Annotated in this window: 22 protein-coding genes, 1 pseudogene and 1 riboswitch; of the genes and pseudogenes, 12 read left to right on the plus strand and 11 right to left on the minus strand. The window is 70.9% G+C overall.

Annotated features, from left to right (window positions below; all coding sequences use genetic code 11):
* A pseudogene (locus ACGF2V_RS22685) lies at positions 1-100 on the plus strand (IS481 family transposase); the annotation flags it as partial.
* A 120-nt stretch (positions 101-220) separates the two neighbouring features.
* Here ACGF2V_RS22685 and ACGF2V_RS22690 read toward each other — a convergent pair.
* Both ACGF2V_RS22690 and ACGF2V_RS22695 read right to left on the minus strand, forming a co-directional pair.
* Entirely contained in the window at positions 221-1657 is a 1437-nt protein-coding gene (locus ACGF2V_RS22690) for a trehalose-6-phosphate synthase (protein WP_362627865.1), read from the minus strand.
* 215 nt (positions 1658-1872) lie between these two features.
* A complete protein-coding gene (locus ACGF2V_RS22695; RefSeq protein ID WP_362627903.1) occupies positions 1873-2850 on the minus strand; it encodes a glucosyl-3-phosphoglycerate synthase in 978 nt (325 codons plus the stop codon).
* Positions 2851-3003: 153 nt separating this feature from the next.
* A riboswitch (SAM riboswitch) is annotated at positions 3004-3131 on the plus strand.
* A gap of 18 nt (positions 3132-3149) precedes the next feature.
* Here ACGF2V_RS22695 and thrC point away from each other — a divergent pair.
* From thrC to groL, 4 genes are all read left to right on the plus strand, one after another.
* The gene (gene thrC, locus ACGF2V_RS22700) at positions 3150-4502 is read left to right on the plus strand and encodes a threonine synthase (RefSeq protein WP_362710949.1); all 1353 of its coding nucleotides are present in this window, start codon (positions 3150-3152) and stop codon (positions 4500-4502) included.
* Positions 4503-4535: 33 nt separating this feature from the next.
* Complete coding sequence (locus ACGF2V_RS22705) at positions 4536-4814, plus strand: ubiquitin-like small modifier protein 1 (protein WP_362627861.1); 279 nt, start codon at positions 4536-4538, stop codon at positions 4812-4814.
* 486 nt (positions 4815-5300) lie between these two features.
* A complete protein-coding gene (locus ACGF2V_RS22710) occupies positions 5301-5507 on the plus strand; it encodes a cold-shock protein (protein ID WP_003967346.1) in 207 nt (68 codons plus the stop codon).
* A gap of 431 nt (positions 5508-5938) precedes the next feature.
* Entirely contained in the window at positions 5939-7561 is a 1623-nt protein-coding gene (groL, locus tag ACGF2V_RS22715; RefSeq protein WP_073789226.1) for a chaperonin GroEL, read from the plus strand.
* A 254-nt stretch (positions 7562-7815) separates the two neighbouring features.
* On the opposite strand, the gene ACGF2V_RS22720 is transcribed toward groL, so the two are convergent.
* Positions 7816-9057, minus strand: coding sequence for a hypothetical protein (locus ACGF2V_RS22720; protein WP_362627858.1), 1242 nt, complete (start codon positions 9055-9057; stop codon positions 7816-7818).
* A gap of 319 nt (positions 9058-9376) precedes the next feature.
* Here ACGF2V_RS22720 and ACGF2V_RS22725 point away from each other — a divergent pair, with 319 nt between their 5' ends.
* A complete protein-coding gene (locus ACGF2V_RS22725) occupies positions 9377-9529 on the plus strand; it encodes a hypothetical protein (RefSeq protein WP_362710951.1) in 153 nt (50 codons plus the stop codon).
* 167 nt (positions 9530-9696) lie between these two features.
* Here the strand turns inward: ACGF2V_RS22725 and ACGF2V_RS22730 are convergent, their stop codons facing one another.
* Together ACGF2V_RS22730 and ACGF2V_RS22735 are read right to left on the minus strand one after the other, a co-directional pair.
* Positions 9697-9942 (minus strand): ferredoxin, encoded by a 246-nt coding sequence (locus ACGF2V_RS22730; RefSeq protein ID WP_362627854.1) that lies wholly within the window; start codon positions 9940-9942, stop codon positions 9697-9699.
* Between the two features lie 5 nt (positions 9943-9947).
* Positions 9948-11138 carry a cytochrome P450 gene (locus ACGF2V_RS22735; protein WP_362627852.1) on the minus strand — a complete coding sequence of 397 codons (1191 nt, stop codon included), beginning with the start codon at positions 11136-11138 and terminating at the stop codon, positions 9948-9950.
* Between the two features lie 148 nt (positions 11139-11286).
* Between ACGF2V_RS22735 and ACGF2V_RS22740 the strand changes: the two genes are divergently transcribed.
* The 4 genes from ACGF2V_RS22740 (at position 11287) to ACGF2V_RS22755 (ending at position 13078) form a co-directional block, all read left to right on the plus strand.
* Positions 11287-11943 (plus strand): TetR family transcriptional regulator, encoded by a 657-nt coding sequence (locus ACGF2V_RS22740; RefSeq protein ID WP_362710953.1) that lies wholly within the window; start codon positions 11287-11289, stop codon positions 11941-11943.
* A 34-nt stretch (positions 11944-11977) separates the two neighbouring features.
* Positions 11978-12403 carry an erythromycin esterase family protein gene (locus ACGF2V_RS22745; RefSeq protein WP_362710955.1) on the plus strand — a complete coding sequence of 142 codons (426 nt, stop codon included), beginning with the start codon at positions 11978-11980 and terminating at the stop codon, positions 12401-12403.
* 112 nt (positions 12404-12515) lie between these two features.
* Positions 12516-12773, plus strand: a complete 258-nt coding sequence (locus ACGF2V_RS22750; RefSeq protein ID WP_362627843.1) for a hypothetical protein — start codon at positions 12516-12518, stop codon at positions 12771-12773.
* A gap of 95 nt (positions 12774-12868) precedes the next feature.
* Positions 12869-13078, plus strand: a complete 210-nt coding sequence (locus ACGF2V_RS22755) for a hypothetical protein (protein ID WP_389046378.1) — start codon at positions 12869-12871, stop codon at positions 13076-13078.
* 388 nt (positions 13079-13466) lie between these two features.
* On the opposite strand, the gene ACGF2V_RS22760 is transcribed toward ACGF2V_RS22755, so the two are convergent.
* The 3 genes from ACGF2V_RS22760 to ACGF2V_RS22770 form a co-directional block, all read right to left on the minus strand.
* The gene (locus ACGF2V_RS22760; RefSeq protein WP_362710958.1) at positions 13467-15074 is read right to left on the minus strand and encodes a PTS transporter subunit EIIC; all 1608 of its coding nucleotides are present in this window, start codon (positions 15072-15074) and stop codon (positions 13467-13469) included.
* Between the two features lie 40 nt (positions 15075-15114).
* The gene (gene murQ / locus ACGF2V_RS22765; RefSeq protein WP_362710960.1) at positions 15115-16131 is read right to left on the minus strand and encodes an N-acetylmuramic acid 6-phosphate etherase; all 1017 of its coding nucleotides are present in this window, start codon (positions 16129-16131) and stop codon (positions 15115-15117) included.
* 204 nt (positions 16132-16335) lie between these two features.
* The gene (locus ACGF2V_RS22770) at positions 16336-17253 is read right to left on the minus strand and encodes a MurR/RpiR family transcriptional regulator (protein ID WP_362627834.1); all 918 of its coding nucleotides are present in this window, start codon (positions 17251-17253) and stop codon (positions 16336-16338) included.
* A 157-nt stretch (positions 17254-17410) separates the two neighbouring features.
* Between ACGF2V_RS22770 and ACGF2V_RS22775 the strand changes: the two genes are divergently transcribed.
* Both ACGF2V_RS22775 and ACGF2V_RS22780 read left to right on the plus strand, forming a co-directional pair.
* Entirely contained in the window at positions 17411-17779 is a 369-nt protein-coding gene (locus ACGF2V_RS22775) for a hypothetical protein (RefSeq protein ID WP_362627831.1), read from the plus strand.
* Positions 17776-18072 (plus strand): DUF4031 domain-containing protein, encoded by a 297-nt coding sequence (locus tag ACGF2V_RS22780; protein ID WP_362627828.1) that lies wholly within the window; start codon positions 17776-17778, stop codon positions 18070-18072. The genes ACGF2V_RS22775 and ACGF2V_RS22780 overlap by 4 nt, the downstream gene beginning before the upstream one ends.
* Before the next feature lie 282 nt (positions 18073-18354).
* Here the strand turns inward: ACGF2V_RS22780 and ACGF2V_RS22785 are convergent, their stop codons facing one another.
* The 3 genes from ACGF2V_RS22785 to ACGF2V_RS22795 all read right to left on the minus strand — a co-directional run bounded on the left by ACGF2V_RS22785 (position 18355) and on the right by ACGF2V_RS22795 (position 23173).
* A complete protein-coding gene (locus ACGF2V_RS22785; protein WP_362710962.1) occupies positions 18355-19623 on the minus strand; it encodes a Cmx/CmrA family chloramphenicol efflux MFS transporter in 1269 nt (422 codons plus the stop codon).
* A 320-nt stretch (positions 19624-19943) separates the two neighbouring features.
* Entirely contained in the window at positions 19944-20636 is a 693-nt protein-coding gene (locus ACGF2V_RS22790; protein WP_362710964.1) for a hypothetical protein, read from the minus strand.
* Between the two features lie 242 nt (positions 20637-20878).
* Positions 20879-23173 carry a heavy metal translocating P-type ATPase gene (locus tag ACGF2V_RS22795; protein WP_389046332.1) on the minus strand — a complete coding sequence of 765 codons (2295 nt, stop codon included), beginning with the start codon at positions 23171-23173 and terminating at the stop codon, positions 20879-20881.
* Between the last annotated feature and the right edge of the window lie 241 nt (positions 23174-23414).

Raw genomic sequence — 23414 nt, forward strand, 5'->3', positions numbered from 1 at the left:
CGACTGGCTGCACACCTACAATCACCACCGCGGACACACCGCGCTGAAAGGCAAACCACCCGCCAGCCGCGTCCCCAACCTCACAGGGCAGTACACCTAGGGCGTGTGTCGAAAGTAGCGTCGTCGGCCCGAAGGGCGGGGCCCGCGGCGCCTGGTGCGGTGCATCGCAAGGCGGAGGGCCGTCCTCGTACTGGGCGTACGTTGCTCGCCGCCGGGTGCGTCAGCCGCGCAGCGCGGCCAGCTGGTCCAGGAACCACTGCTGCGGCGGCAGCGCGACCGCCGCCGCGGCCAGCCGTCGCGTGCGCTCGGCGCGTTCACCGTCCGCCATCGTCAGCGCCTCGTGCAGGGCGCGCGCCGTGGCGGACACGTCGTACGGGTTCACGACGACTGCGTCGCCGCCCAGCTCCTCGTACGCCCCCGCCTCCCGCGACAGCACCAGCGCGCAGCCGTGGTCGGAGACGACCGGGACCTCCTTGGCGACCAGGTTCATGCCGTCGCGGATCGGGTTGACGAGCGCGACGTCGGCCAGCCGGTACGCGGCGAGCGAGCGTGCGAAGTCGTCCTTGACGTGGAGCACGACCGGCGTCCAGCCCGGCGTGCCGTACGCCTCGTTGATCGCGTCGGCGACCTGCCGGACCTCGGCGGTGTAGTCGCGGTAGACGGCCAGGTCCTGCCGCGACGGGTAGGCGAAGGCGACGTGGACGACGCGCTCGCGCCATTCGGGCCGTTCCTCGAGGAGCGCGCGATAGGCGAGCAGGCCGCGCACGATGTTCTTGGACAGTTCCGTCCGGTCCACCCGCACGATCGTCCTCCGTCCGGGGCCGATCTGCTCGCGCAGCGCGGCCATCCGCTCGTCCACGTCCGCCTCGTGCGCGCGGCGGCGCAGGAAGTCGGCGTCCGCACCGAGCCCGTGCACCCCGATCCCGGTCCGCCCCGTACCGCCGAGGAACTTCGTGCAGCAGGCGGTGAACGCGTCGGCCCAGCGCCGGGTGAGGAAGCACGCCCGGTCGGCGCCCAGGATGCCGCGCAGGAGTTGTTCCGCGATGTCATCGGGAAGCAGCCGGAAGTAGTCGACGGGAGCCCACGGGGTGTGCGAGAAGTGGCCGATCCGCAGGTCGGGGCGGAGTTCGCGGAGCATTCCGGGCACCAGCGCCAGGTGGTAGTCCTGCACCAGAACCGCCGCGCCGCGGCCCGCCTCCTCGGCGAGGGCCTCGGCGAAGGCCCGGTTGTACGTCTCGAACGCCGCCCACTGCCGCCGGAACTCCGCGTCGAAGACCGGTTCCAGAGGGGTCTGGTACAGCATGTGGTGGACGAACCAGAGCACCGAGTTCGCGACGCCGTTGTACGCGTCCGTGTGGACGACCGGGTCGATGTCGAGCATCCGCACGCCCGGCTCACCGACTCCGCGCCGGACCGCCTCACGGTCCCCGTCGCCGAGCGCCGCGCACACCCACAGCTTGTCCTCGACGGCGCTCAGCCCGGAGACGAGCCCGCCTCCGCCGCGCTTCGCGTCGAGCGTTCCGTCCGTCCCCAGGGTGTACGACACCGGGCCGCGGTTCGACGCGACGAGAACACCGGCTTCGGCGCCACCGACTCCGGCGGTACCGGTTCCGGTGGACCGGGCTTCGGCGGGGTGGGCTTCGTGCTCGGAGACCATGTTGCGGAATCTAGCCCGATCACGAACCACTCAAACGTGCGAAGCCGGCCGACGTTCGGAGGCATTCAGGTGGCATCCGGGTGGTGTCGTGTCCGGGGGCTGCCTGTGCTTTCCCGTGGCTCCTCGTGGTTCACCCGTGGTGCCGTACGGGGCGGGCCCGTCAAGCGGGGCGGGCCCGTCACGCGGTGCCGGGACCGCCGTACGGGGCGGGACCGTCAAGCGGCGCGGCGCGAGACATACTCCTCGATCTCGCGCATCGGCGGACGCTCCTCGGTGTCCACCGCATGGGTGCGCGGTACGAAACCGTTCTTTCCGCGCTCGAACTGGGTCAGCGAGGGGCGCACCAAATGCCCGCGGGACAAGCGGAGTTGGGCGGTCCGGTAGATCGCAGCCGCCATCCGGCCGAGCGCCTGGCCGTCCTGGTGGCGGTGTCGGCGCACGCCCACGTCGACCTGCGCGAGCGCGTCCAGTCCCACCGTGTGCAGTGCGTCGACGAGCAGGCCCAGCTCCACCCCGTACCCGACGGGGAAGGGCAGCTGTTCCAGCAGGGAGCGGCGTGCCGCGTACTCGCCGCCCAGCGGCTGGACGAAACCGGCCAGTCGCGGCCAGTGCAGATTGAGCAGCGGCCGGGCCACCAGTTCCGTGACCCGTCCCCCCTGGCCCGACGCGCCGCCGAGGGCGGGCCCGGTGGGGCCGTCGCCGAACGGCCGGTCGTACATCGCCTTGACGAAGCACACCTCCGGGTCGGTCAGCAGCGGGCCGACGATGCCGGAGACGAAGTCCGCCGAGAATTCCCTCAGATCGGCGTCGACGAAGCAGACGATGTCACCGCGCGTCACCAGGAGCGAGCGCCACAGCACCTCGCCCTTGCCGGGCACGGCGGGTATCCGGGGGAGTATGTCGTCCCGGTGCACCACCCGGGCACCGGCTTCCCCGGCCACCTTCGCGGTGGCGTCCGTGGAGCCGGAGTCGATCACCACGAGTTCGTCGACCAGCCGGCTCTTCTCCATGAGCTCGCGCCGGATCGTCGTGACGATCCCGCCGACCGTCGCCTCCTCGTTCAGCGCCGGCAGGACGACGCTCACGCTCCCGCGCCGCGGGTCCTTCGCCTTGGCGGCCAGGAGGCTGTCCAGCGGACGGTCGGCGGCCGACCAGGAACGCCTGGTCAGCCAGCGTTCGACCTCTTCCAGCACGGTCGATACTCCCTGTATGTGATCCATCTCGCGGTTCGGACGACCATCTCAACCGTCCGGTGCTTCGGTTACAGTCTTGAACAACGCGGACGACCGTCGCATGCCGGGGTCGGTCCGCCGACAAATGCCTGGAGCACCGCTCCAGTGCCACAGCGCTCATCCAGAGGGACTGAGGGAACGGCCCGTTGACGTCCCGGCAACCCTCCTGCCGACCGCGAGGTCACGGTGGGGAAGGTGCCAATTCCGGCTTGCGACGAAACGCGTCGCAAGGAAGATGAGGAGAAAGGGCCTCCGCCATCATGGCTGTGCAGACCGCTGCGACCGCTCCAGCGAACACCACCTCTTCCGCCGCCGATTCCTCCGACGCCGATTCTTCCGTCGGCACCGTGCCCGCCGACCTCGATCTCGGTCCCGCGGCGGCGCTCTCCTGCCGCGAGTGCGGCGAGCGTTTCGCGCTCGGACCGCTCTTCGCCTGCGCGTCCTGTTTCGGGCCGCTCGAAGTGGCGTACGACCTGCCGGCCGGCTCCCCGGAGGAGCTGAGGAAGCGTATCGAGGCCGGACCGAACAGCATCTGGCGTTACGCGCCGCTGCTGCCGGTCCCCGCCGATGTCGCGGACAAGCCCAATCTCAACCCCGGCTTCACCAAGCTGGTCAAGGCCGACAACCTCGCCCGCGAGCTGGGCGTCACCGGCGGCCTGTACGTCAAGGACGACTCCGGCAACCCGACCCACTCCTTCAAGGACCGGGTCGTCGCCATCGCCGTCGAAGCCGCCCGAGCCTTTGGATTCACCACCCTCTCCTGCTCCTCCACCGGCAACCTCGCCGGCGCCGTGGGCGCCGCCGCCGCCCGCGCGGGCTTGCGCTCCTGCGTGTTCATCCCGCACGACCTGGAGCAGGGAAAGGTCGTCATGGCCGCGGTGTACGGGGGTGAGCTGGTCGGCATCGAGGGCACCTACGACGACGTCAACCGCTTCTGCTCGGAGCTCATCGGCGACCCGCTCGGGGAGGGCTGGGGCTTCGTCAACGTCAACCTGCGCCCGTACTACGGCGAGGGCTCCAAGACCCTGGCGTACGAGATCTGCGAGCAGCTCGGCTGGCGACTGCCCGACCAGATCGTCATCCCGATCGCGTCCGGCTCGCAGCTCACGAAGATCGACAAGGGGCTCCAGGAGCTGATCAAGCTGGGTCTGGTCGAGGACCGGCCGTACAAGATCTTCGGCGCCCAGGCCCAGGGCTGCTCCCCGGTCTCCACCGCGTTCAAGGCCGGTCTCGACGTCGTGCGGCCCCAGAAGCCGGACACCATCGCCAAGTCCCTGGCGATCGGCAACCCGGCCGACGGCCCGTACGTCCTGGACATCGCCCGGCGCACCGGCGGCGCGGTCGAGGACGTCGACGACGAGCAGGTCGTCGACGCCATCAAGCTGCTGGCCCGCACCGAGGGCATCTTCGCCGAGACGGCGGGCGGGGTGACCGTCGGCGTGACGAAGAAGCTGATCGAGAACGGGGTGCTCGATCCGTCGCTGGCCACCGTCGTCCTCAACACCGGTGACGGCCTCAAGACCCTGGACGCGGTGGCCACCACCTCGCAGGCGACCGCGACGATCCGCCCGAGCCTGGACGCGTTCCGCGCCGCCGGCCTCGCCACCGCCTGATCCCCACCGCGACCGAAGGAAGGCATACCCACCATGAGCGTCAAGGTCCGCATCCCCACCATCCTCCGCACCTACACCGGCGGTCGGTCCGAGGTCCCGGCCGAGGGCGAGACCCTCTCCCAGGTCATCGAGTCCCTGGAGGCGAACCACCCGGGCATCGCCGCCCGCGTCCTGGACGACCAGGGCAAGCTGCGCCGCTTCGTGAACGTCTACGTGAACGACGACGACGTGCGGTTCGAGGACGGCCTGGAGACGGCGACCCCGGACGGCGTCGGTATCTCGATCATCCCCGCCGTCGCGGGCGGCTGCTGACGGCCCGACGGCCCGACGGCTCCACGCGCCGCGGCTGGTCGCAGGCCGGTCAACGGTCGGCCGCCGGTTGGTCAACGGCTTCACGGGTTATCCGAATTGCCCTCTCCGAGAGAAAGCGGAGGGGGCAATTCTGCAGGGTTGAGCGCGGTAGAGTGGGGGAAGTCCCCCCAGCTTCACGTGCCGCCCGCCCATGAGAATGCGCCCGGTCACGATAAGAAGTGGCCAAAGTGTGCGATCTTCCTGCGTCATAAGTCACCTTTGCCCGGCCCGACTTGCCCCGGGATCTTGTGAATTCTTCAGTTCCGGGCGATCGGTGCTGCCCAGATTTCTCGTCCGACTGACCTGTTGCAGAGGGCAGTTGGGCAGATACATTCAGCCGCGGTCGACGCGTTCCGGCGCACACACCCTCTCCTGTCGGAGGGTGAGTTCTGACCCGGGTCCGCGAAGTGCGGTCCTGCGCAAGGGCCAGTAATAGGGGAGTTAGGCATGGCTCAGGGCACCGTCAAGTGGTTCAACGCGGAGAAGGGGTACGGCTTCATCGCGGTCGACGGTGGTGCGGATGTTTTCGTCCACTACAGCGCGATCCAGATGGACGGCTACCGCACCCTCGAAGAGGGTCAGCGAGTTGAGTTCGAGATCTCGCAGGGCCAGAAGGGGCCGCAGGCGGACATGGTCAAGCTCGCCGTCGGCTGAGTTCGGCGCGGTCGGCCACCGACGACACCACTCACGTACGGAGGGCCCGTACCCGGGGGATCACCCAGGGGCGGGCCCTTCGCGCGTTCCCGGAACCTTCCGGGAGCCCGACCATCCAGAAACGTTCCTGGGCGGTCGGCGCGGCGGGAGACCGGCCGGGACCGCGCGCCCGTACGGGTTCCGGGGCGTCCGCCCTCCGCCTGGATCCGGCGTCCGGGGTTGTCCACATCCCGAGGGGGACGCTTGCACTCTCGGGGGTCGAGTGCTAATCATTGGCGTTAGCACTCTCCGGGTGAGAGTGACAGAACTTGGGCCGGGCCGGTGAGGTCCGCAGCTCCGGTGGGGCAAGGAACCACCGGGATGCAGGCCGTCCGTCGCGGGCGCCACTCGGTCCGGAGAAAATCCACCCCTGTCCGGGAGGACCACTTCACATGGCCAAGATCATCGCGTTCGACGAGGAGGCCCGGCGCGGTCTCGAGCGCGGCATGAACCAGCTCGCTGACGCCGTCAAGGTCACCCTTGGCCCCAAGGGTCGCAACGTCGTCCTTGAGAAGAAGTGGGGCGCCCCCACGATCACCAACGATGGTGTGTCCATCGCCAAGGAGATCGAGCTGGAGGACCCGTACGAGAAGATCGGTGCGGAGCTGGTCAAGGAGGTCGCCAAGAAGACGGACGACGTCGCCGGCGACGGTACGACCACCGCCACCGTTCTCGCCCAGGCTCTCGTCCGCGAGGGTCTGCGCAACGTCGCCGCGGGTGCCAACCCGATGGCCCTCAAGCGGGGTATCGAGAAGGCCGTCGAGGCCGTCTCCGCCGCTCTCCTGGAGCAGGCCAAGGACGTGGAGACCAAGGAGCAGATCGCTTCCACGGCCTCCATCTCCGCCGCCGACACCCAGATCGGTGAGCTCATCGCCGAGGCCATGGACAAGGTCGGCAAGGAAGGCGTCATCACCGTCGAGGAGTCCCAGACCTTCGGTCTGGAGCTGGAGCTCACCGAGGGTATGCGCTTCGACAAGGGCTACATCTCGGCGTACTTCGCCACCGACATGGAGCGTATGGAGGCGTCCCTCGACGACCCGTACATCCTCATCGTCAACTCCAAGGTCAGCAACGTGAAGGACCTCCTTCCGCTGCTGGAGAAGGTCATGCAGTCCGGCAAGCCGCTGCTGATCATCGCCGAGGACGTCGAGGGCGAGGCCCTGTCGACCCTGGTCGTCAACAAGATCCGCGGCACCTTCAAGTCCGTCGCCGTCAAGGCCCCGGGCTTCGGTGACCGCCGCAAGGCCATGCTCGGCGACATCGCCATCCTCACCGGTGGCCAGGTCATCTCCGAGGAGGTCGGCCTCAAGCTGGAGAACGCCGGTCTCGACCTGCTCGGCCGCGCCCGTAAGGTCGTCATCACCAAGGACGAGACGACGATCGTCGACGGCGCCGGTGACAGTGACCAGGTCCAGGGCCGCGTCAACCAGATCCGTGCGGAGATCGAGAACTCCGACTCGGACTACGACCGTGAGAAGCTCCAGGAGCGCCTGGCGAAGCTGGCCGGCGGCGTGGCCGTCATCAAGGCCGGTGCCGCGACCGAGGTCGAGCTGAAGGAGCGCAAGCACCGCATCGAGGACGCGGTGCGCAACGCCAAGGCCGCCGTCGAGGAGGGCATCGTCGCCGGTGGTGGCGTGGCGCTGCTCCAGGCATCGGCCGTCTTCGAGAAGCTGGAGCTCTCGGGTGACGAGGCGACCGGCGCCAACGCCGTCAAGCTGGCCCTGGAGGCCCCGCTGAAGCAGATCGCCGTCAACGGTGGTCTCGAGGGCGGCGTCGTCGTGGAGAAGGTGCGCAACCTGGCCGTCGGCCACGGTCTGAACGCCGCGACCGGCGAGTACGTCGACATGATCGCCGAGGGCATCCTCGACCCGGCGAAGGTCACGCGCTCCGCGCTGCAGAACGCCGCGTCCATCGCCGCGCTGTTCCTCACCACCGAGGCCGTCATCGCCGACAAGCCGGAGAAGGCCGCCGCGGCCGCTCCGGGCGGCATGCCGGGCGGTGACATGGACTTCTGATCCCACGGGATCGGTAGTCCGGCACAGCTTCGCTGTCGCGCAGGCCCCCGGGACCTTCTGGTCCCGGGGGCCTGCGCCGTATCGGCGACGCATCAGCGCCGCACCACCACCGGCGGCCACGTGTCAGGAGAGCACGCGTCCGGCCACGTGTCAGGGGGCCACGCGTCCGGGGGCATCGTCCCTGTCGTCTCCGTCGTCGCCAATGCCGCTGTCGCCGCTATGGAGGTACCGACGTCACGTCGAAGCAACCGGCGTCACGGAAGCCGGTCGAGGAGCCAGGTGCAGAGTTCCTCCGTCACGAGGGTGTGGCCCTCGTTCCGGGAGGCGAGCTTGAATTCGTCGAGCCCGCTGTCCTCGGGCGGGAGCGCGGAGATGTCCGCGTACAGATCCTCGTCCGTGTCCAGGTCGCGGATGTCGACCGCGCTGACGGACGGTACGAAGCAGTGCGAGCGGATACGGACGTCGGTCTTGAAGCCGAGGATCGGATTCAGGGCGTTGAAACCGTCGGCGAGGATGCCGAAGCCCTCCAACGAACCGCCGGGGGCGCCGTCGATGGACGGGAGCCCAAACGTGCGCACCTCGTCGCCCTTCAGCGTCACCACCCTCGGCTTCGCGACGAGTTCGGCGTCGCCCGGCGCCTGGGTGTAGAGCTCGGTGCCGACGACCGACAGGCCCTTGCCCTCCAGGGCCAGTTCGCCGGCCCGGACATCGGTGCCGGTGCCGTCGGCCGCGCCGTTGGCGACCCCGATCAGCCGCGGCCTGCGCGGCCATTCGCCGATGCTCCCCATCTCGGCGAGGAACGCGGCGCGTTCGTCGCTCCGCGCCGGTGTCCCGTTCCATTCCCCGATGTGCCGCCACAGCAGTTGGCGGGCGGCCGGGCTGTTGATCTGGTCGGAGAACCGGCTGTCGAGCACCCTGATGTAGTGCGCGAACGCCTGGAGCGCGATCGGGACCCAGGCCCCGCGATGCGGGCTGTCGTACGAGAAGTACAACGCGGTCTGGTGGTCCACGCGCTGGTACTCCAGCTTGGCCAGCGCGTGCCGGGTGACCAGGCCGCCCATGCTGAACCCGCCGACGGCCAGTGGCGTGTCGCCCCGTCGCTCCGCGATCGCACGCATGACCGCGGCCTGCGCGGTCCGGGAATTGTCCAGAATCGACGCACTGCGCTCGTGGAATCCGAGCAGGACGACGTCGTGTCCTCGGCGGCGCAGTTCGCTGATGAGCGCGTAGTCGCCGAACTCCAAGACCTCCCAGGAGAAATCCAGGCTGCTCGGCCCGGTGTTGAATCCGTCGGCCAGGATCACGGGCCGTACGAGATCCCGGTGCCCCTCGCCGAAATACACCCAGGCGGTGCCGCGGGGCAGGTCCCACACGGTGCTGGGCGGCAGCGGAAGGGCGCCGTGCGGCTCGGCCTCCAGACGGAGACCGGGAGTCAGGGCGATGGGAGGCTTGCTCCGCAGTGCCGAGGCGATCTGCTCGCGGGTCGGTTCGGACACAGGTCGTTCCCCTTTGGGCCGGTTCGTCACAACAGGCGCCATGGTGAACACGAAGAGTAGCGGTCGGGTGGCGGAAGTGGATCAAACCACTCCCAGGTGGGAGCCGCTTTCGGACATCGCGGGTGGCGAGGACGACGTCATGCCCACGTTCACCGCCACCGACGGGACGGAACTCACCTATCACGTAAGGGGGACGCCTCGGCCACGCTGCTCCGAGCCGGGCATCGCCTCCTCGCCGTCGACCTTCCGGGGCAGGGCCGTTCTCCCGACATTCCGCACTCGGCGACCCCCCGCCGTGGTGTGGCACAGAGACGACACGTTGAACGCGAACGGTGTGCCGGAGGCCGTGGTGGTGGGCCACTCCCTCGGGGGGCTGCTCGCCGTCGAGTACGCGCGGGCCTACGCGGCCCGGGCCCGGCCCCGGCCCGGGCCGCCGCGGACCTGGACGGCTTCTGGTGGGGGCGGCCGGTGAAGTGCGGAGGCCGCCGACCGAGCGGCGTGTCGTCCGCTTCCCGACGGCGGGTGGCAGACGCTGCCGGAACGGGCGGCGGCGCTGGAGATGTACGACAAAATCGACCGGGCTCGGCGTGCCGGGCGGCGTTCAGCCGCGCCACGGCCCCGGTGCCGTGGCCGGGAGGCTCAGTCGCGGCGCGGGCCGATGACGGATGTGCCGTCGTGCACGGTGATCGCCAGCGCGGGACAGATGTCGGCGGCGTCCAGGACCCGCTCGTCCGGCTCTGTCCCGTCGGCCTTGACCCGGGCGTGTTCCCGTCCGTCGCGCTGTCCGTCCAGTGCGAACACCTCGGGGACCGTTCCGGCGCACATGCCCGACCCCTGGCAGAGTTCCGGATCGACGCGTACGTTCCACCTGGTGACATCGGCCATGCCGGTCACCACCCGATCGGCATGACGCGCGGGCCGCGCACCAGCATCTCGGACTTCCATGTCACGTCGTCCGCCAGCCGCAGTCCCGGGAAGCGGGCGATCAGGGCGCTCAGCGCCTCCTGGAGTTCCAGCCGGGCGAGCGGGGCGCCGAGGCAGTGGTGCACGCCGTGGCCGAATCCCAGGTGCTGGTTGCTCTCGCGGGCGATGTCCAGCACGCCCGGGGCGGAGAACCGCAACGCGTCCCGGTTGGCCGCGCCGATGGCGACCAGGACCGGGCTCCCGGCCCGGACGAGTGTTCCGCCGACCTCGACGTCCTCGGTGGCGTAACGGGCCTGACCGGATCCGCTCCCCAGCGGCACGAAGCGCAGCAGCTCCTCGACCGCGTTCGGGATGAGTCCGGGTTCGGCCCTGAGTCGGGCCAGCTGGTCCGGGTGATCCAGCAGGGTGAGTACGAAGTTGGGGATCTGGGACGCCGTGGTCTCATGCCCGGCCACGAGGATGCCCACGCACAGATCGACGAGTTCGAGTTCCGAGAGTCGGTCTTGGCCGTCGCGGGCCTCGATCAGGGCCGTCATCAGGTCGTCGCGCGGCGCCTCGCGGTGCTGCGCAATCAACTCGGCCATATAGGCGCGCAGTTCCTCGCGGTTGCGGTCGAACTCCTCGGCGGTGAGCGAACTTGTCGACAGAGCGGCGTCGCTCCACACGCGGAACTTCGGACGGTCCTCGGTGGGTACGCCCAGCATCCGGCAGATGACCGCGACCGGTAGCGGGAGCGCGAACAGGTCGACCAAGTCGGCGGGTTGACCGGCCGCCTCCATCTCGTCGAGCAGGTCGGATGTCAACTGCCGTACTCGCGGCCGGAGTTTTTCCACCTGGCGCACTGTGAACGCCTTGGCGACCAGGGAGCGCAGCCGGGTGTGGTCGGGCGGGTCCATGCTGAGGATTCCGCTGTCGCGCTGCCCCTCGGACTGCCGGGGCTCGTCGCGCGAGACGGACGCCGCCCGGCTGAAGCGCTGGTCACCGAGGACCAGCCGGGCGTCCGCGTACCGGGTGACGAGCCAGGCCGGTTCGCCGTAGGGCATCTGGACGCGTAAGAGGCCGGGCTGGTCGCGTACGCGCTCGTACTCCTCCGCGAGTTCCAGCCCTGCGGCGGTGTTGAAGGGATAGGCGAGGGGAGTGGCATCGGCAGTGGTCACTACGACCTCCGGTGGGTAGCGGCTCTCCAGGATGTAAGCGGCTGCTTACAAAAGTAGGAGTGGCCGTACGGAAGGTCAACGACCCATTACGGCCGTTATTCTTACGGGCCGCTCCGAGAGGTCCGAGAGGCCCGAGAGGAAGGCCGACATGGAGTCCGCCCCCGCCCTGCCGTCCCAGGAGCGCCGGCGGGACGCCGCCGCCACGCGCCGTCGTCTGCTGGACGCGGCCCACGACCTGTTCGCCGAGCAGGGCTACGAGGCGACGACGGTACGGAGCATCGCGGCACGGGCCGGGGTCAACCAGGCGCTGCTGTTCCGGTACTTCGGGTCCAAGCAGGGGCTGCTCACCGAGGTCCTGGCCCAAGGCGGACTGGAGCAGTTGCGTGCGACCCCGCCCGAGGAACTCTTCGAGACCGCCCTGCGCTCGATGCTGACCCGCAGCGCGGATGGTACGGGGGACCGCACCTTGGAGGTCTACCTCCGGTCCATCGGGCAGGGCGACGAGTCGGCCGGAACCTTGCGGGAGCTGGGCGAGGAGTACCAGAAGGCGCTGGCCGGGCTCTCCGGCACGTCGGACGGCGCCCTGCGCGCGGAACTGGCCATGGCGTGGCTGCTCGGAATCGGCCTGATGCGGACGGTCGTGGCGCGCGAGCCCCTGGCCGGGGCGGAACCGGAGGACGTCTGTCGGCTCGTGCTCGGCGCGCTCGGGCACCTGTGGTCGGCGCCGGAGCCGGAGCCGGAGCAGGAGCCGGCGCCGGAGCCGGAGCAGGAGCAGGAGCAGGAGCGGGCGCCAGGGGCGCGGTGACGGGGAGCGGTGACGGGAAGGGCGCAACCGGGGAATGGGGGCGTTCCTGCGCGACACGATGGGCCGGGGCCATCTCGCGATCGGCTTCACCTTCGGCCAGAGCTCCTTCCTGTCCGAGGTGGAAGCCCTCGGCGGCGAGTGGAAGAAGTACACCGTGGGCGCCGCCGGGCCCGGCCGGAACGAACACACCCTCGACCAGGCCGGTACCGGTGTCCGCTCGTTCCGCACGCCCGCCCCGGACGACCGCATCGCCCGGCTGCGGCGGATCTCCCAGGCCGACGACCGCCTCGAAGGCGTCCTGCTCCACGGGTCCTGGACCCTGGGCGAGGTCGATGCCCACTCCGACATCGAGGCGTACTTCCACGTCCACGACGACCGGCTCCCCGGCTTCGAGGGCCCCGCCTTCGGGCCGAGCCTGACGGCGCCGGGAGCGCGAGCACCGGGGGCCTCGGCCGCCTGACAACTCCCTGTGACACACGTGCGGTTGTTGGTTCTGCGCCTCTTCCGGGCCTGCCGCGCGTTGGACACTCTGGGTATGCATTGTCATTACGTAGAGTGGAAAGGTATGGATCATGACGACGATGGAACGGCGCGAAGCGGCGGCGGGGAAAGTGCGGGCGGCGGAGGAAGTGGTGGCACGGTTGAAAGAGGGTTTTTCGGGGGTGGGGATCACGCTGCCATCGCTGCGGGTCGATCCGGTGTCGTGTGCCGGGAGTGATTCCGTGCCGCTGGTGGAGCTAGGCCGATGCAACCTCGACACGGCGCTGCGGCTGAGCGCGGTGCTGGAGGGGCAGGGGAGGGCCGGACATGAACCGGTGAGCCGGACATGACTGGTGAGGATGTCGAGTCCGGTGCCCAGTGGGCGCGGAGTGCGCAGGCGGCGCATGGTGCGCAGGGTTCGCCAGAGGCGGCAGGGGCCTCGGGGGTGCCTGAGCCCGGGACGTTCGCGGTGGATGCGCGGGACGGACGGGTGGGGCGCGTGATGGGGAGCGTCGGGCCGTACGTACAACTGCGGGCGCCGGGCGGCGGGGCGGAGTGGGACTGTCCGCCGCACCTCGTACGGGCGGCCCCTCCGGGGCTGGCGCTGCGGGCGCGGGTGACGGAGATCAACCGGGAGGGGCGGCTCCCGCGCTGAACGCGGGGCGCGCAGATGGCCCAGGCCGACACCGTGAAGGGAACCGACCTGGGCCTTGCGGGGGTGTGTCACCGGGCCGCCTCGGACGTTCGGGTGACGAAGCCGAACGCGCCGCTCCGGGACTGCTGAGGCTCAGCAAGGTGCTGCGCCCCCTGTAGCCGGTGAGCCGGCCCTCGGCTGGGAACGCCTCACCTGCGCCGGTTACCCCGAACAACAGCTCGTCGTCTGGACCGCAGAACCGACACTCCTCTCACGACGAGTTGCGCTTCCCGTCCTCGCTGGGCCGCGAGGGGCCGTTCCGGCAAGGGCCGTCATCTTGTTGACCGCGACGAGTCGTGACGGCGGAAGTCGGTGCGCCTGCCACACGGGTGTGGGCACCTTCACCTGGTCACAGGCCCGCGGGCTCCTTGGCCTGCTCCGGGCCCGGGGCCGTCGTCGTGCCCAGAGCGCCCGTTGTCGTGCCGGGGGCGCCCGTGGTGGTGCCGGGGGCGCCGGAGGCCGTGGCGCCCGCTGGTTCCTGCGAGACGTTGAATTCGGCCAGCAGGTCCTTGCTGAAGCCGAAGAAGTACGTCGCGAGGAACCCGGCCAGGTAGCCGACCACGAGCCCGCCGCCGTAGATCGCGACGGTGCTGCCCAGACCGTGGTTGCCGTCGAGGAGCGGGAACAGGGCCCAGCCGGACGGGCCGATGGCCGTGGAGCCGACCTTGTCGCCGAGCTGGTTGAACAGGCCGATGAAGCCTCCGCCGAACGCGCCGCCCACGCACGCGGTGATGAACGGGCGGCCCAGCGGGAGGCTGACACCGTAGATCAGCGGCTCGCCGACACCCAGCAGACCGGCTGGGAGGGCGGACTTGATGGTGCGGCGGACCGAGCCGTTGCGGGGCAGTCGGAAGTAGACCGCCACGGCAGCCCCGACCTGGCCGGCGCCCGCCATCGCGAGGATCGGGAGCAGGACCGTGTAGCCCTGCTGCTCGATCAGGGTGGTGTGGATCGGTATGAGCGCCTGGTGCAGGCCCAGCATCACCAGGGGCAGGAACAGACCGCCGAGCACGAAGCCCGCGCCCGCACCGCCGTTGGCGAGCAGCCAGTCGGCGAACGAACCGATCGCGGTGGAGATCTCACCGGCCACGAACATCAGGCCGAAGATCGTGACCAGGCCGGAGATCAGGACCGTGAGTGTCGGGGTGACCAGGACGTCCAGTGCCTCGGGCACCCAGCGACGGCACCACTTCTCCACGTACACCGCGAGCACCGCCGCCCCGAGCGCGCCCAGCACGCCGCCCTGACCGGGCGAGAGCTTCTGGCCGAACGCCTCGATGTTCGCGACGCCCGGGAAGACGATGATCGCCGCGACCGCGCCGCCCAGGATCGGCGTACCACCGAACTCCTTCGCCGTGTTGAAGCCCACGAACACGGCGATCAGCGCCATGAACCCGGACGCCATCGCGGCGAGCGCGGGCGTGACCGAGGTCAGCCAGCCCAGGTTCAGCAGCAGGCCGTTGAGACCCGCGATGATGCCGCAGCCGATGAGTGCCGGGATCAGCGGGACGAAGATGTTCGCGATCCGGCGCAGGAAGAGCTTGAACGGGGTCGCGTTCTTCGTCTTGCGCGCCGCCTTCATCGCCGCGCCCTGAGCGGCCAGTTCCTCCGCGGACGCCGACGCCGACGCCGAAGCGGAGGCGGGGGCGGACGCGGGCGCCGAGGCGGGGGCGGACGCGGGCGCCGCGGTTTCCCTGCCCGCCTCCACCAGCCGTTCGAATTCTGGCGTGACCCGGGCGACGGTGCCCGGGCCGAGGACGATCTGGTACGTGTCGTCCTCGACGACGCCCATGACGGCGGGTATCGCCTTCAGGGCCTTGTCATCGACGAGCGAGCGGTCGTGCAGACCCAGCCGGAGCCGGGTCATGCAGTGGGCGACGGAATCGACGTTCGTGGCGCCACCGACGAGCGGAAGGATCGCGGCGGCGGTGGCGCGGTTCTTGTCTTCTGGTGCCATGGTGCAGGGTGCCTTGCTGTGCGGGGGTGGTGCTGATGGTTCAGGTGGTGCTGGTGGTGCTGGTGGTGCTGGTGGTGCTGGTGGTGTGCGGGGCGGCGTCGAGGGCGGCCCGGAGGTGGCCGCCGGACGCGGCCAGCAGGCTCTCGGCCGTGGGCCCGTCGAGCCGGCCGAGGATGACGAGGATGGCGTTCTTCACCTCGCCGTCGGTTGCGGCGAGCGCGGCCTCGATCTCGGCGTCGGACGCGCCGGTGGCGAGGGAGACGATCCGCCGGGAGCGGGCACGCAGCTTGTCGTTGGAGGCGCGGACGTCGACCATCAGGTTCCCGTACGTCTTGCCGAGCCGGATCATCGTGATCGTCGAGATCATGTTGAGGACGAGCTTCTGCGCCGTACCCGCCTTGAGCCGGGTGGAGCCGGTGATCAGTTCGGGGCCGACGACGACCTCGATGCCGTGCTCGGCGGCGGCGGCCAGCGCCGAGTCCGCGTTGCAGGACAGCCCGATGGTCAGCGCCCCCTTGCGGCGCGCGTGCTCGACGGCGCCGATCGCGTACGGCGTACGGCCGGAGGCGGAGATGCCGACCACCGTGTCGTCGGCGGTGAGCCCCAGGGCTTCCAGATCGGCTGCTGCCAGCTCTTTGCTGTCCTCGGCGCCCTCGACGGCCTTGACCATGGCGGACGGGCCGCCCGCGATCAGGCCGACGACCTGGGACGGGTCGGTGTTGAAGGTGGGCGGGCACTCGCTCGCGTCCAGCACGCCGAGCCGGCCCGCGGTGCCCGCGCCCGCGTAGATCAGCCGGCCGCCCCGGGCCATGTGCTCCGCCGTTCCGTCGATCGCGGCGGCGATCTCGGGCAGCCGGGCACCGACGGCGGCCGGAACCGACTGGTCCTCGCCGTTCATGATCCGGGCGATTTCGAGCGTGCCCAACCGGTCGATCTCGGCCAGCTCCGGGCGGAACGCCTCGGTGGTGAGCGTGTCGAGCTGGGCGCGGAGATCTCCGTACCCGGCGGAGGTGGGGGCTTCGGCGCCCGTACGGTCGGCGTCGGTCGTGGGGGTCATGGAGGAAGGCTCTGCTTTCTCTTTCTCGGTCTCGTGCGGCTTCGTGGTGTCGGGCCTTGGTCTCACACGGCTTCGCGTCCGCGCGGGGCCTTGGTCTCGTAGGGCTTCGCGGTGTGCGGGGCCTGGGGGCCGGGTCAGGCGGGGCGGGTAACCGCGGTGCGGGTGGTCGCGGTACGGATGTGCCGTGAGGTGTCGGTGACGCCGTCAGCGCGGGCGCGGTGTGTGGCGGTGGGCCAGTGCCTCGTAGGAGGCGGCGAGGGCGGGGGCGGCCGTTTCGTAGGTGCGCTGCGCGACCCCCACGAACAGGCAGTCGACGACGAGGAGTTGGCTCGTACGGCTCGACATCGCGGCGGGTCTCAGCTCGGTCTCCCGGGCGGTGGACGTGGTCAGTACGTGATCGGCGTACTGCGTCACCGGGCCGTCGGGGCGGCCGGTGATCGCGATCGTCGTCGCGCCGTGGTCGAAGGCGACCCGCAGCGGCTCGATGACGTCGACGGTGGAGCCGGAGTGCGTGATCGCTATGGCCACATCGCCGGAACGCAGCTGTACGGCGTTGGTCACCGCGAGATGCGGGTCCGTGTGCGCGTGCGCGATCAGGCCGATACGGGCCAGCTTCTGCGCCAGGTCCTGGCCAACGAGGGAGGAGGCGCCCACGCCGTAGATGTCGACGCGGCGCGCGGCGGAGGCGGCGGCCACGGCGGCACCGAGCTGGACCGTGTCGAGCCCGGCGGCCGTGTCGGCGAGGGTCTGCTGCTCGTCGTAGGCCAGCTTCGCGACCACGTCGGCGATGGGGTCGTCGACCGCTATGTCGGCGGTGACGGACGGGGCCCGGCCCGACTGCTGGTGCGCCGCGAGGCCGGCGAGGGCGAGGCGCAGATCGCGGTAGCCGGGGTAGCCGAGGAGGCGGGCCGTGCGGACCACCGTCGCCTCGCTGGTGCCGGTGAGCTCGGCGAGACCGGTGACCGTCAGGGCGGCGCAACCGGCGGGATCACCCGCGACGGCCTCGGCGACGCGCTGCATGGAGCGGGTCATGGACGGCGCGAGCGTACGCACCTTGGCCGCGAGGGCCGCCGGGGCGGGCGGGGAATCGGCGCTGAAACTTTCCTTCAGGTCGTTGGTCACATTTGAAAGATATTTTCAATCCGAGGGCCCGTCAACCCCCCTTCCGGCTCCCGTGCCCGGACGTCGGTTTCCGGTCCCGTGCCCGGACGTCGGTTTCCGGCTCCGCGCCCGGTGCCGACGGGAGAAGCCCGTTCGGGGGCCGGGTGACAATGGGCGTATGGAGATGAATCCCTTGGAGCAGGCGTTGCACACGGCCCGCGCGCTGGTGATGGCCGATCTCGCTGCGGGCGACGTCGCCGAGGCCGGGATCGTCTCGCTGGTCGAGGACGCGGTGACGCATCGACGCTGGTGGGTCGAGCAGTGGCCGGAAGGCGTCGCGTTCGTCGTCGGTCTGGTCGCGCAGGACGTTCAGGACGCGCTGCTCGAACGATACGGGCGCTGGCCGCTGTGCCCGGTCTGCGACGCGGGTGACCCGCACGCCCTGGACGTCGAACCGGAACTGGGACCGGACCCGCACTGGGTGTGCACCAAGGCGGCCGTCGCCGTGGCGCCGGTCGGTTCGCTGGGCGGGATACCGCGCCGGTGACGGTCTACATCGACCCGCCGCAGTGGCCGGGGCACGGGCGGCTCTGGTCGCACCTGGTCAGCGACGTGTCCTTCGAGGAACTGCACGCCTTCGCGGCGTCCATCGGCTGCCCGGTCCGCGCGTTCGACCGGGACCACTACGACGTTCCTGAGTCGCGCTACGAGGACGCGGTGCGCGCCGGGGCGAAGGAGGTGGGCTCGAAGGAACTCGTCCGCCGCCTCACGGACGCCGGGCTGCGACGTCCGAAGGGACGCCCGGCCCCGTCCCCGGGCCCCGTCCCACGTCCGCGCTGAGGGGACGGGCCCGCGCTGAGGGGACGGGGCTCCGCGCCGGCGGAATGGGTCCGCCGGATCACCCCCGCCCCGGGACGGTCGGGACGGCCGGGGCACCCGGGACGTTTGGCGCGGTGGTGATGCCCGGGACGCTCGGGGGCATCCGGGGGCTCGGTGCGGCAGCGGCGCCCAGGGCACCCGGACGGCCGGGGCCTCCGGGACACCCGAGACCCCAAGAAACCCACTGTCCGGCCCGTGCGCCTCCCCTCCTGTCCGGGCAGGCGCACGGTGCAGATCAGGGAGTCAGGCTCCGGTTGACGGCCGGACCTCGGCGGTTCCCGTCTCCAGGCCCACCTCCAGGCCCACCTCCGAATTCGAAACCGATGCCGAAGCCGCGGGCGAGCCGGCCACCCGCAGGGACCTGCCCCCACGCCCGTGGAGCCTCAGCGAGAACACCACGGCCACCAGTGCCAGCACGGTCATGGCCGCACCCGCCCACGCGGTCGCCGTGAATCCGAGATCGGCGTCGATCACGGCACCGCCCAGCCAGGGGCCGCCCATGTTGCCCAGGTTGAACGCGGCGGTCGTCGTCGCACCGGCCAGCGTCGGTGCGGCGCCCGCGACGTTGAACATCCGGGCGTTGAGCGCCGGGGCCGTGTAGAACGAGGACACTCCCAGCAGGAACGAGAGCCCGATCGCAGCCACCTGGGACGAGGCGAACAGCGCCAGCGCGACCAGGAACACCGTCGAGGCCGCGATGCCGCTCATCAGCACCCCGAAGAGATGCGCGTCCGCGACCCGGCCGCCGATCGCCGTACCGACCAGCGCGCCGATCCCGAACAGCGCGAGCGCGGTCGGCACCCACCCGGAGTCCAGCCCGGCCACGTCCGTGAGCAGCGGGGCCAGGTAGCTGAACGCGCAGAACACACCGCCCGCGGCGAGTGCCGTGATCACGATCGACAGCCACACCTGACGGTCCCGGTAGATGGCCATCTCCTGCTTGAGCGGCGGCTTGCGCTCCGGCAGCGGGATGCGCGGGATCAGCGTCACCACCCCGACCAGCGCCACGGCGGACGCCGCGCCCACGGCCCAGAACGCCGAGCGCCAGCCGAGGTTCTCACCAAGAAGGGCCCCCAGGGGTACGCCCAGCACGTTGGCGATCGACAGGCCGCCGATCATCACGGCCATCGCGCGGGCCCGGGCGTTCATCGGCACCATTGCGATGGCGACCGCCGCACCCACCGCCCAGAACCCGGCGCAGGCGAAGGCGCTCACGATGCGCGACGCGAACAGCACCTCGTACGTCGGTGCCAGCGCGCCCGCGACCTGTCCGAGGCCGAAGACGGAGATGAGCGAGATGAGTGTGGTGCGGCGGGGCAGCCGCAGCGTGGCCACGGCGAGCAGCGGGGCGCCGATCACCATGCCGATCGCGAAGGCGGATATGAGGAGTCCGGCACGAGGAATGGACACGTTCATGTCGTCGGCGATCGGCGGCAGCAGACCGGAGAGCATGAACTCGCTGGTGCCCAGCGCGAAGACGGAGAGACCGAGGATGTAGACGGCCAGGGGCATACGGGAAGGACGAGCGGCGGAGTCGGGCATGACTGCTGACAACCGCCCCCGCCATCGCACCATTCCCGTCGACGGCGCTTTTGGGCAGGTGTCACACACCCGCCATGTCCGGTGCGTCGGCCGTGTCCCCGCTCGTCATCGTCGGACCCGCCGCCGTCATCCGGCCCTGCTCGTCGTCCGGCCCTGCTCGTCGTCCGTGCCCGCGCCTGTCGTCCGGTGCTGCTGCTCGTCGTTCTGTGCCCGCGCCTGTCGTTCTGTGCCCGCGACTGTCGTCCGGCGCTCCTGCCTGTCGTCCGGCGCCCGGTCCTCGGCGTCGGCCTTCAGCGGTCGAGCAGTCCCAGTTCGGTCAGCAGGTTCTGCCGCGCGCGGGGCTCCCAGTGCTCCGCCCCGTACGGTGTGCGGAACAGGCAGGGCAAGCTGAGGAGTTGACGCAGTACGGTCGCCCGTCCTTCCCGGAACGCGTCGTCGGGGACGAAGCCGTACTCCTCGCGCACCTGCGCGGCGTAGACGGCGTACTCCTTCGGCGGCGCCGCCAGGATCGCGAGATCGGCGTCGCACAGCACCTCGCCGTCGGCGTCGCCGTCCGCCGGATCGTGGGCGACGGTGAGCCGGACGAGCCGGGCCACCTCGGCGGTGACGTCGTCCGGAACGCCTGCCTCTGGCAGGGCGCGTTCGGCGAGGGCGGCGCTGCGTTCCTCGTTCTCGGACCGGTCGGGCCGGTACACCGCGTCGTGGAACCAGGCGGCCAGGCGCACGGCGTCCGCGTCGGCCGCGTACTCGGCGAGCGTGTCGACGTGGTCGAGTACCGCGATCAGGTGCGCGGTCGTGTGGTACCGCCGCTGCGGCTCGGCCCAACGTGCCAGCAGATTGTCGGCGTACGGTCCAGGATCGGGCCCGGGCGCCCCGCGCCGGGCGGCGACGAGTGTCTCCCGCCAGCGGTCGCGGAGCCGGGCGGCGGTGTCGTCCCCTTCGCGTCTCTCGTGGGCGCTGTGTCCGCGTGAACTCTCGGTCATGGCACGACCCTACGGGCCGGCCACTGCCGGGAGGGGCACCCGCGGTTGCGGGGGCGGCGTCCGCCCCTGGCCGGGAGGCTCGCAGGCCGCACCCGGCGCGCGCCGTCCGACCGGGTCCCGGCCCCACCACGGACGACGGGGCCCGCGTCCGACCGGGTCCCGGCCCCACCACGTACGACGGGGCCCGCCGGGCAGGGAAGCGGCCGGGCGGGCCCCGCGTCGGGACGGGGGGCGGGAAGGGCTCACGACGCGGCCCTGAACCTCCGCAGCCGCAGCGAGTTGCCGACCACGAAGACCGACGAGAACGCCATTGCCGCGCCCGCGATCATCGGGTTGAGCAGCCCGGCCGCGGCGAGCGGCAGGGCGGCCACGTTGTAGGCGAAGGCCCAGAACAGGTTCGTACGGATGGTGCCGAGCGTCCGGCGGGCGAGCCGGATGGCGTCCGCCGCGGCCCGCAGGTCGCCGCGTACCAGGGTCAGGTCACCGGCCTCGATCGCGGCGTCCGTGCCGGTCCCCATCGCCAGGCCCAGATCGGCCTGTGCCAGCGCCGCCGCGTCGTTCACGCCGTCGCCGACCATGGCGACCGAGCGCCCTTGGGACTGGAGTTCCTTGACGACGTCGACCTTGTCCTCGGGCATGACCTCCGCGTACACCGTGTCGATCCCGACCTCGGCCGCGACCGCCTCGGCCACCGCCCGGTTGTCGCCCGTCAGCAGGATCGGGGTCAGGCCGAGGGCCCGCAGCCGCTCGATGGCCTCCGCGCTGGTGTCCTTCACCGCGTCCGCCACCTCCAGGACCGCACGCGCCTCGCCGTCCCAGGCGACCGCGATGGCAGTCCGGCCCGCCGCCTCCGCCGCGGCCTTCTGCCGCGCCAGCTCCCTCGGCAGGTGGATCTCCCACTCAGCGAGCAGTTGTTCGCGGCCGACGAGGACGGCGTGGCCGTCGACGACGCCCTGGACGCCGAGTCCGGGGATGTTGGTGAAGTCCTCGGGGGTGGGGAGGGGGTTTGCGGTGCGTTCGGCGGCGCCGGTGGCGACGGCCTGGGCGATGGGGTGTTCGGAGGAGTGTTCCAGGGCGCCGGCGAGGCGCAGGACGTCGGTCTCGTCGGTGCCGGGGGCGGTGTGGACGTCGAGGAGGGTCATGCGGCCGGTGGTGACGGTGCCGGTCTTGTCCAGGACGACGGTGTCGACACGGCGGGTGGTCTCCAGGACCTCGGGTCCCTTGATCAGAATGCCGAGCTGGGCGCCGCGTCCGGTGCCGACCATGAGGGCGGTCGGGGTGGCCAGGCCCAGGGCGCACGGGCAGGCGATGATCAGCACGGCGACGGCGGCCGTGAACGCGGCCGTCACGTCGTTCGTGACGAACAGCCACACGAGCAGTGTGGCCAGGGCGAGTGCGATGACGACCGGGACGAAGACCGCCGAGATCCGGTCCGCGAGGCGCTGCGCTGCCGCCTTGCCGTTCTGCGCGTCCTCGACGAGCTTCGCCATCCGGGCGAGCTGCGTGTCGGCACCGATCCGGGTCGCCTCGACGACGAGACGTCCGCCCGCGTTGAGCGTGGCCCCCGTGACCGAGTCGCCGACACCGACCTCCACCGGGACGGATTCACCGGTCAGCATCGAGGCGTCCACGGCCGACGCGCCCTCCACGACGACACCGTCCGTGGCGATCTTCTCGCCGGGGCGGACCAGGAACCGGTCCCCGACCCGGAGTTCGGCCGTCGGTACGGTCACCTCACGGCCGCCGCGCAGCACGGTGACCTCCTTGGCGCCCAGCTCGAGGAGCGCTTTGAGGGCTGCGCCCGCCTTCCGCTTGGAGCGGGCCTCGAAGTAGCGCCCGGCGAGGATGAAGGCGGTGACTCCGGCGGCGGCCTCCAGGTAGATGTTCCCGGCGCCGTCGCTGCGGCCGATCGTCAGCTCGAAGGGGTGCGTCATGCCGGTCATCCCGGCCGTACCGAAGAACAGCGCCCACACCGACCACAGGAACGCGGCCGAGGTGCCGACCGAGATCAGCGTGTCCATCGTCGCCGCCCCGTGCCGGGCGTTGGTCCAGGCGGCCCGGTGGAACGGCCAGGCGGCATAGGTGACGACGGGAGCCGCCAGCGTCAGGGCCAGCCACTGCCAGTAGTCGAACTGGAACGCCGGAACCATCGACAGGGCGATCACCGGAACGGCGAGCGCGACGGCGGTGACCAGCCGCTGCCGCAGGGGCCGCAACTCGCCGTCCTCGACCGCATCCGCGGCGAAGGAGTCCTCCTCCACGCGCGCCGGGGGAGCTGGCTCGTGCGCCGTGTAACCGGTCTTCTCGACGGTGGCGATCAGGTCCTGCACGGAGACGTCCTCGCCCCGGTAGCTGACCTTGGCCTTCTCGGTGGCGTAGTTGACGGTGGCCTCGACGCCGTCCATCCGGTTGAGCTTCTTCTCGATGCGGGCCGCGCAGGAGGCGCAGGTCATCCCGCCGATCGCGAGCTCGACCTCTGCGGTGGCGCCGGCGACCGTGCCGGAACCGGTGCCGGTGGTGGCGGTATGCGCGGACACGATGTCCTCCCTGGCGGAGACCTCCATACCCCCATGGGGTATGCCTACTCCTTCAGGTATACCCCCCACCCCTATGAAACGCAAGGGGGAAATATCCAAGTCGCCCGGAGTGTCTGCGTCCGGGCGGCGAGGCGCCCGAGCTCGCGGGTCCTCGGCTCGCATTCGGGCTGCGTCCACGGGTGATCTCCCCGTAGGCTGGTCAATGGACTAGACCTGTTGGCCCATGTGCTGCTGCTGCTTC

This window comes from Streptomyces sp. NPDC047982 (assembly GCF_043204165.1).
In the GTDB taxonomy this organism is placed as follows: domain Bacteria; phylum Actinomycetota; class Actinomycetes; order Streptomycetales; family Streptomycetaceae; genus Streptomyces.

What these genes read in the sequence shown, in the direction of transcription:
- ACGF2V_RS22690 (WP_362627865.1), bottom strand. Translation starts at nt 1,657, where the DNA reads ATGGTCTCCGAGCACGAAGCCCACCCCGCCGAAGCCCGGTCCACCGGA.
- thrC (WP_362710949.1), top strand. Translation starts at nt 3,150, where the DNA reads ATGGCTGTGCAGACCGCTGCGACCGCTCCAGCGAACACCACCTCTTCC.
- ACGF2V_RS22705 (WP_362627861.1), top strand. Translation starts at nt 4,536, where the DNA reads ATGAGCGTCAAGGTCCGCATCCCCACCATCCTCCGCACCTACACCGGC.
- ACGF2V_RS22710 (WP_003967346.1), top strand. Translation starts at nt 5,301, where the DNA reads ATGGCTCAGGGCACCGTCAAGTGGTTCAACGCGGAGAAGGGGTACGGC.
- groL (WP_073789226.1), top strand. Translation starts at nt 5,939, where the DNA reads ATGGCCAAGATCATCGCGTTCGACGAGGAGGCCCGGCGCGGTCTCGAG.
- ACGF2V_RS22730 (WP_362627854.1), bottom strand. Translation starts at nt 9,942, where the DNA reads ATGGCCGATGTCACCAGGTGGAACGTACGCGTCGATCCGGAACTCTGC.
- ACGF2V_RS22740 (WP_362710953.1), top strand. Translation starts at nt 11,287, where the DNA reads ATGGAGTCCGCCCCCGCCCTGCCGTCCCAGGAGCGCCGGCGGGACGCC.
- ACGF2V_RS22745 (WP_362710955.1), top strand. Translation starts at nt 11,978, where the DNA reads ATGGGGGCGTTCCTGCGCGACACGATGGGCCGGGGCCATCTCGCGATC.
- ACGF2V_RS22750 (WP_362627843.1), top strand. Translation starts at nt 12,516, where the DNA reads ATGACGACGATGGAACGGCGCGAAGCGGCGGCGGGGAAAGTGCGGGCG.
- ACGF2V_RS22760 (WP_362710958.1), bottom strand. Translation starts at nt 15,074, where the DNA reads ATGGCACCAGAAGACAAGAACCGCGCCACCGCCGCCGCGATCCTTCCG.
- murQ (WP_362710960.1), bottom strand. Translation starts at nt 16,131, where the DNA reads ATGACCCCCACGACCGACGCCGACCGTACGGGCGCCGAAGCCCCCACC.
- ACGF2V_RS22775 (WP_362627831.1), top strand. Translation starts at nt 17,411, where the DNA reads ATGGAGATGAATCCCTTGGAGCAGGCGTTGCACACGGCCCGCGCGCTG.
- ACGF2V_RS22785 (WP_362710962.1), bottom strand. Translation starts at nt 19,623, where the DNA reads ATGCCCCTGGCCGTCTACATCCTCGGTCTCTCCGTCTTCGCGCTGGGC.
- ACGF2V_RS22790 (WP_362710964.1), bottom strand. Translation starts at nt 20,636, where the DNA reads ATGACCGAGAGTTCACGCGGACACAGCGCCCACGAGAGACGCGAAGGG.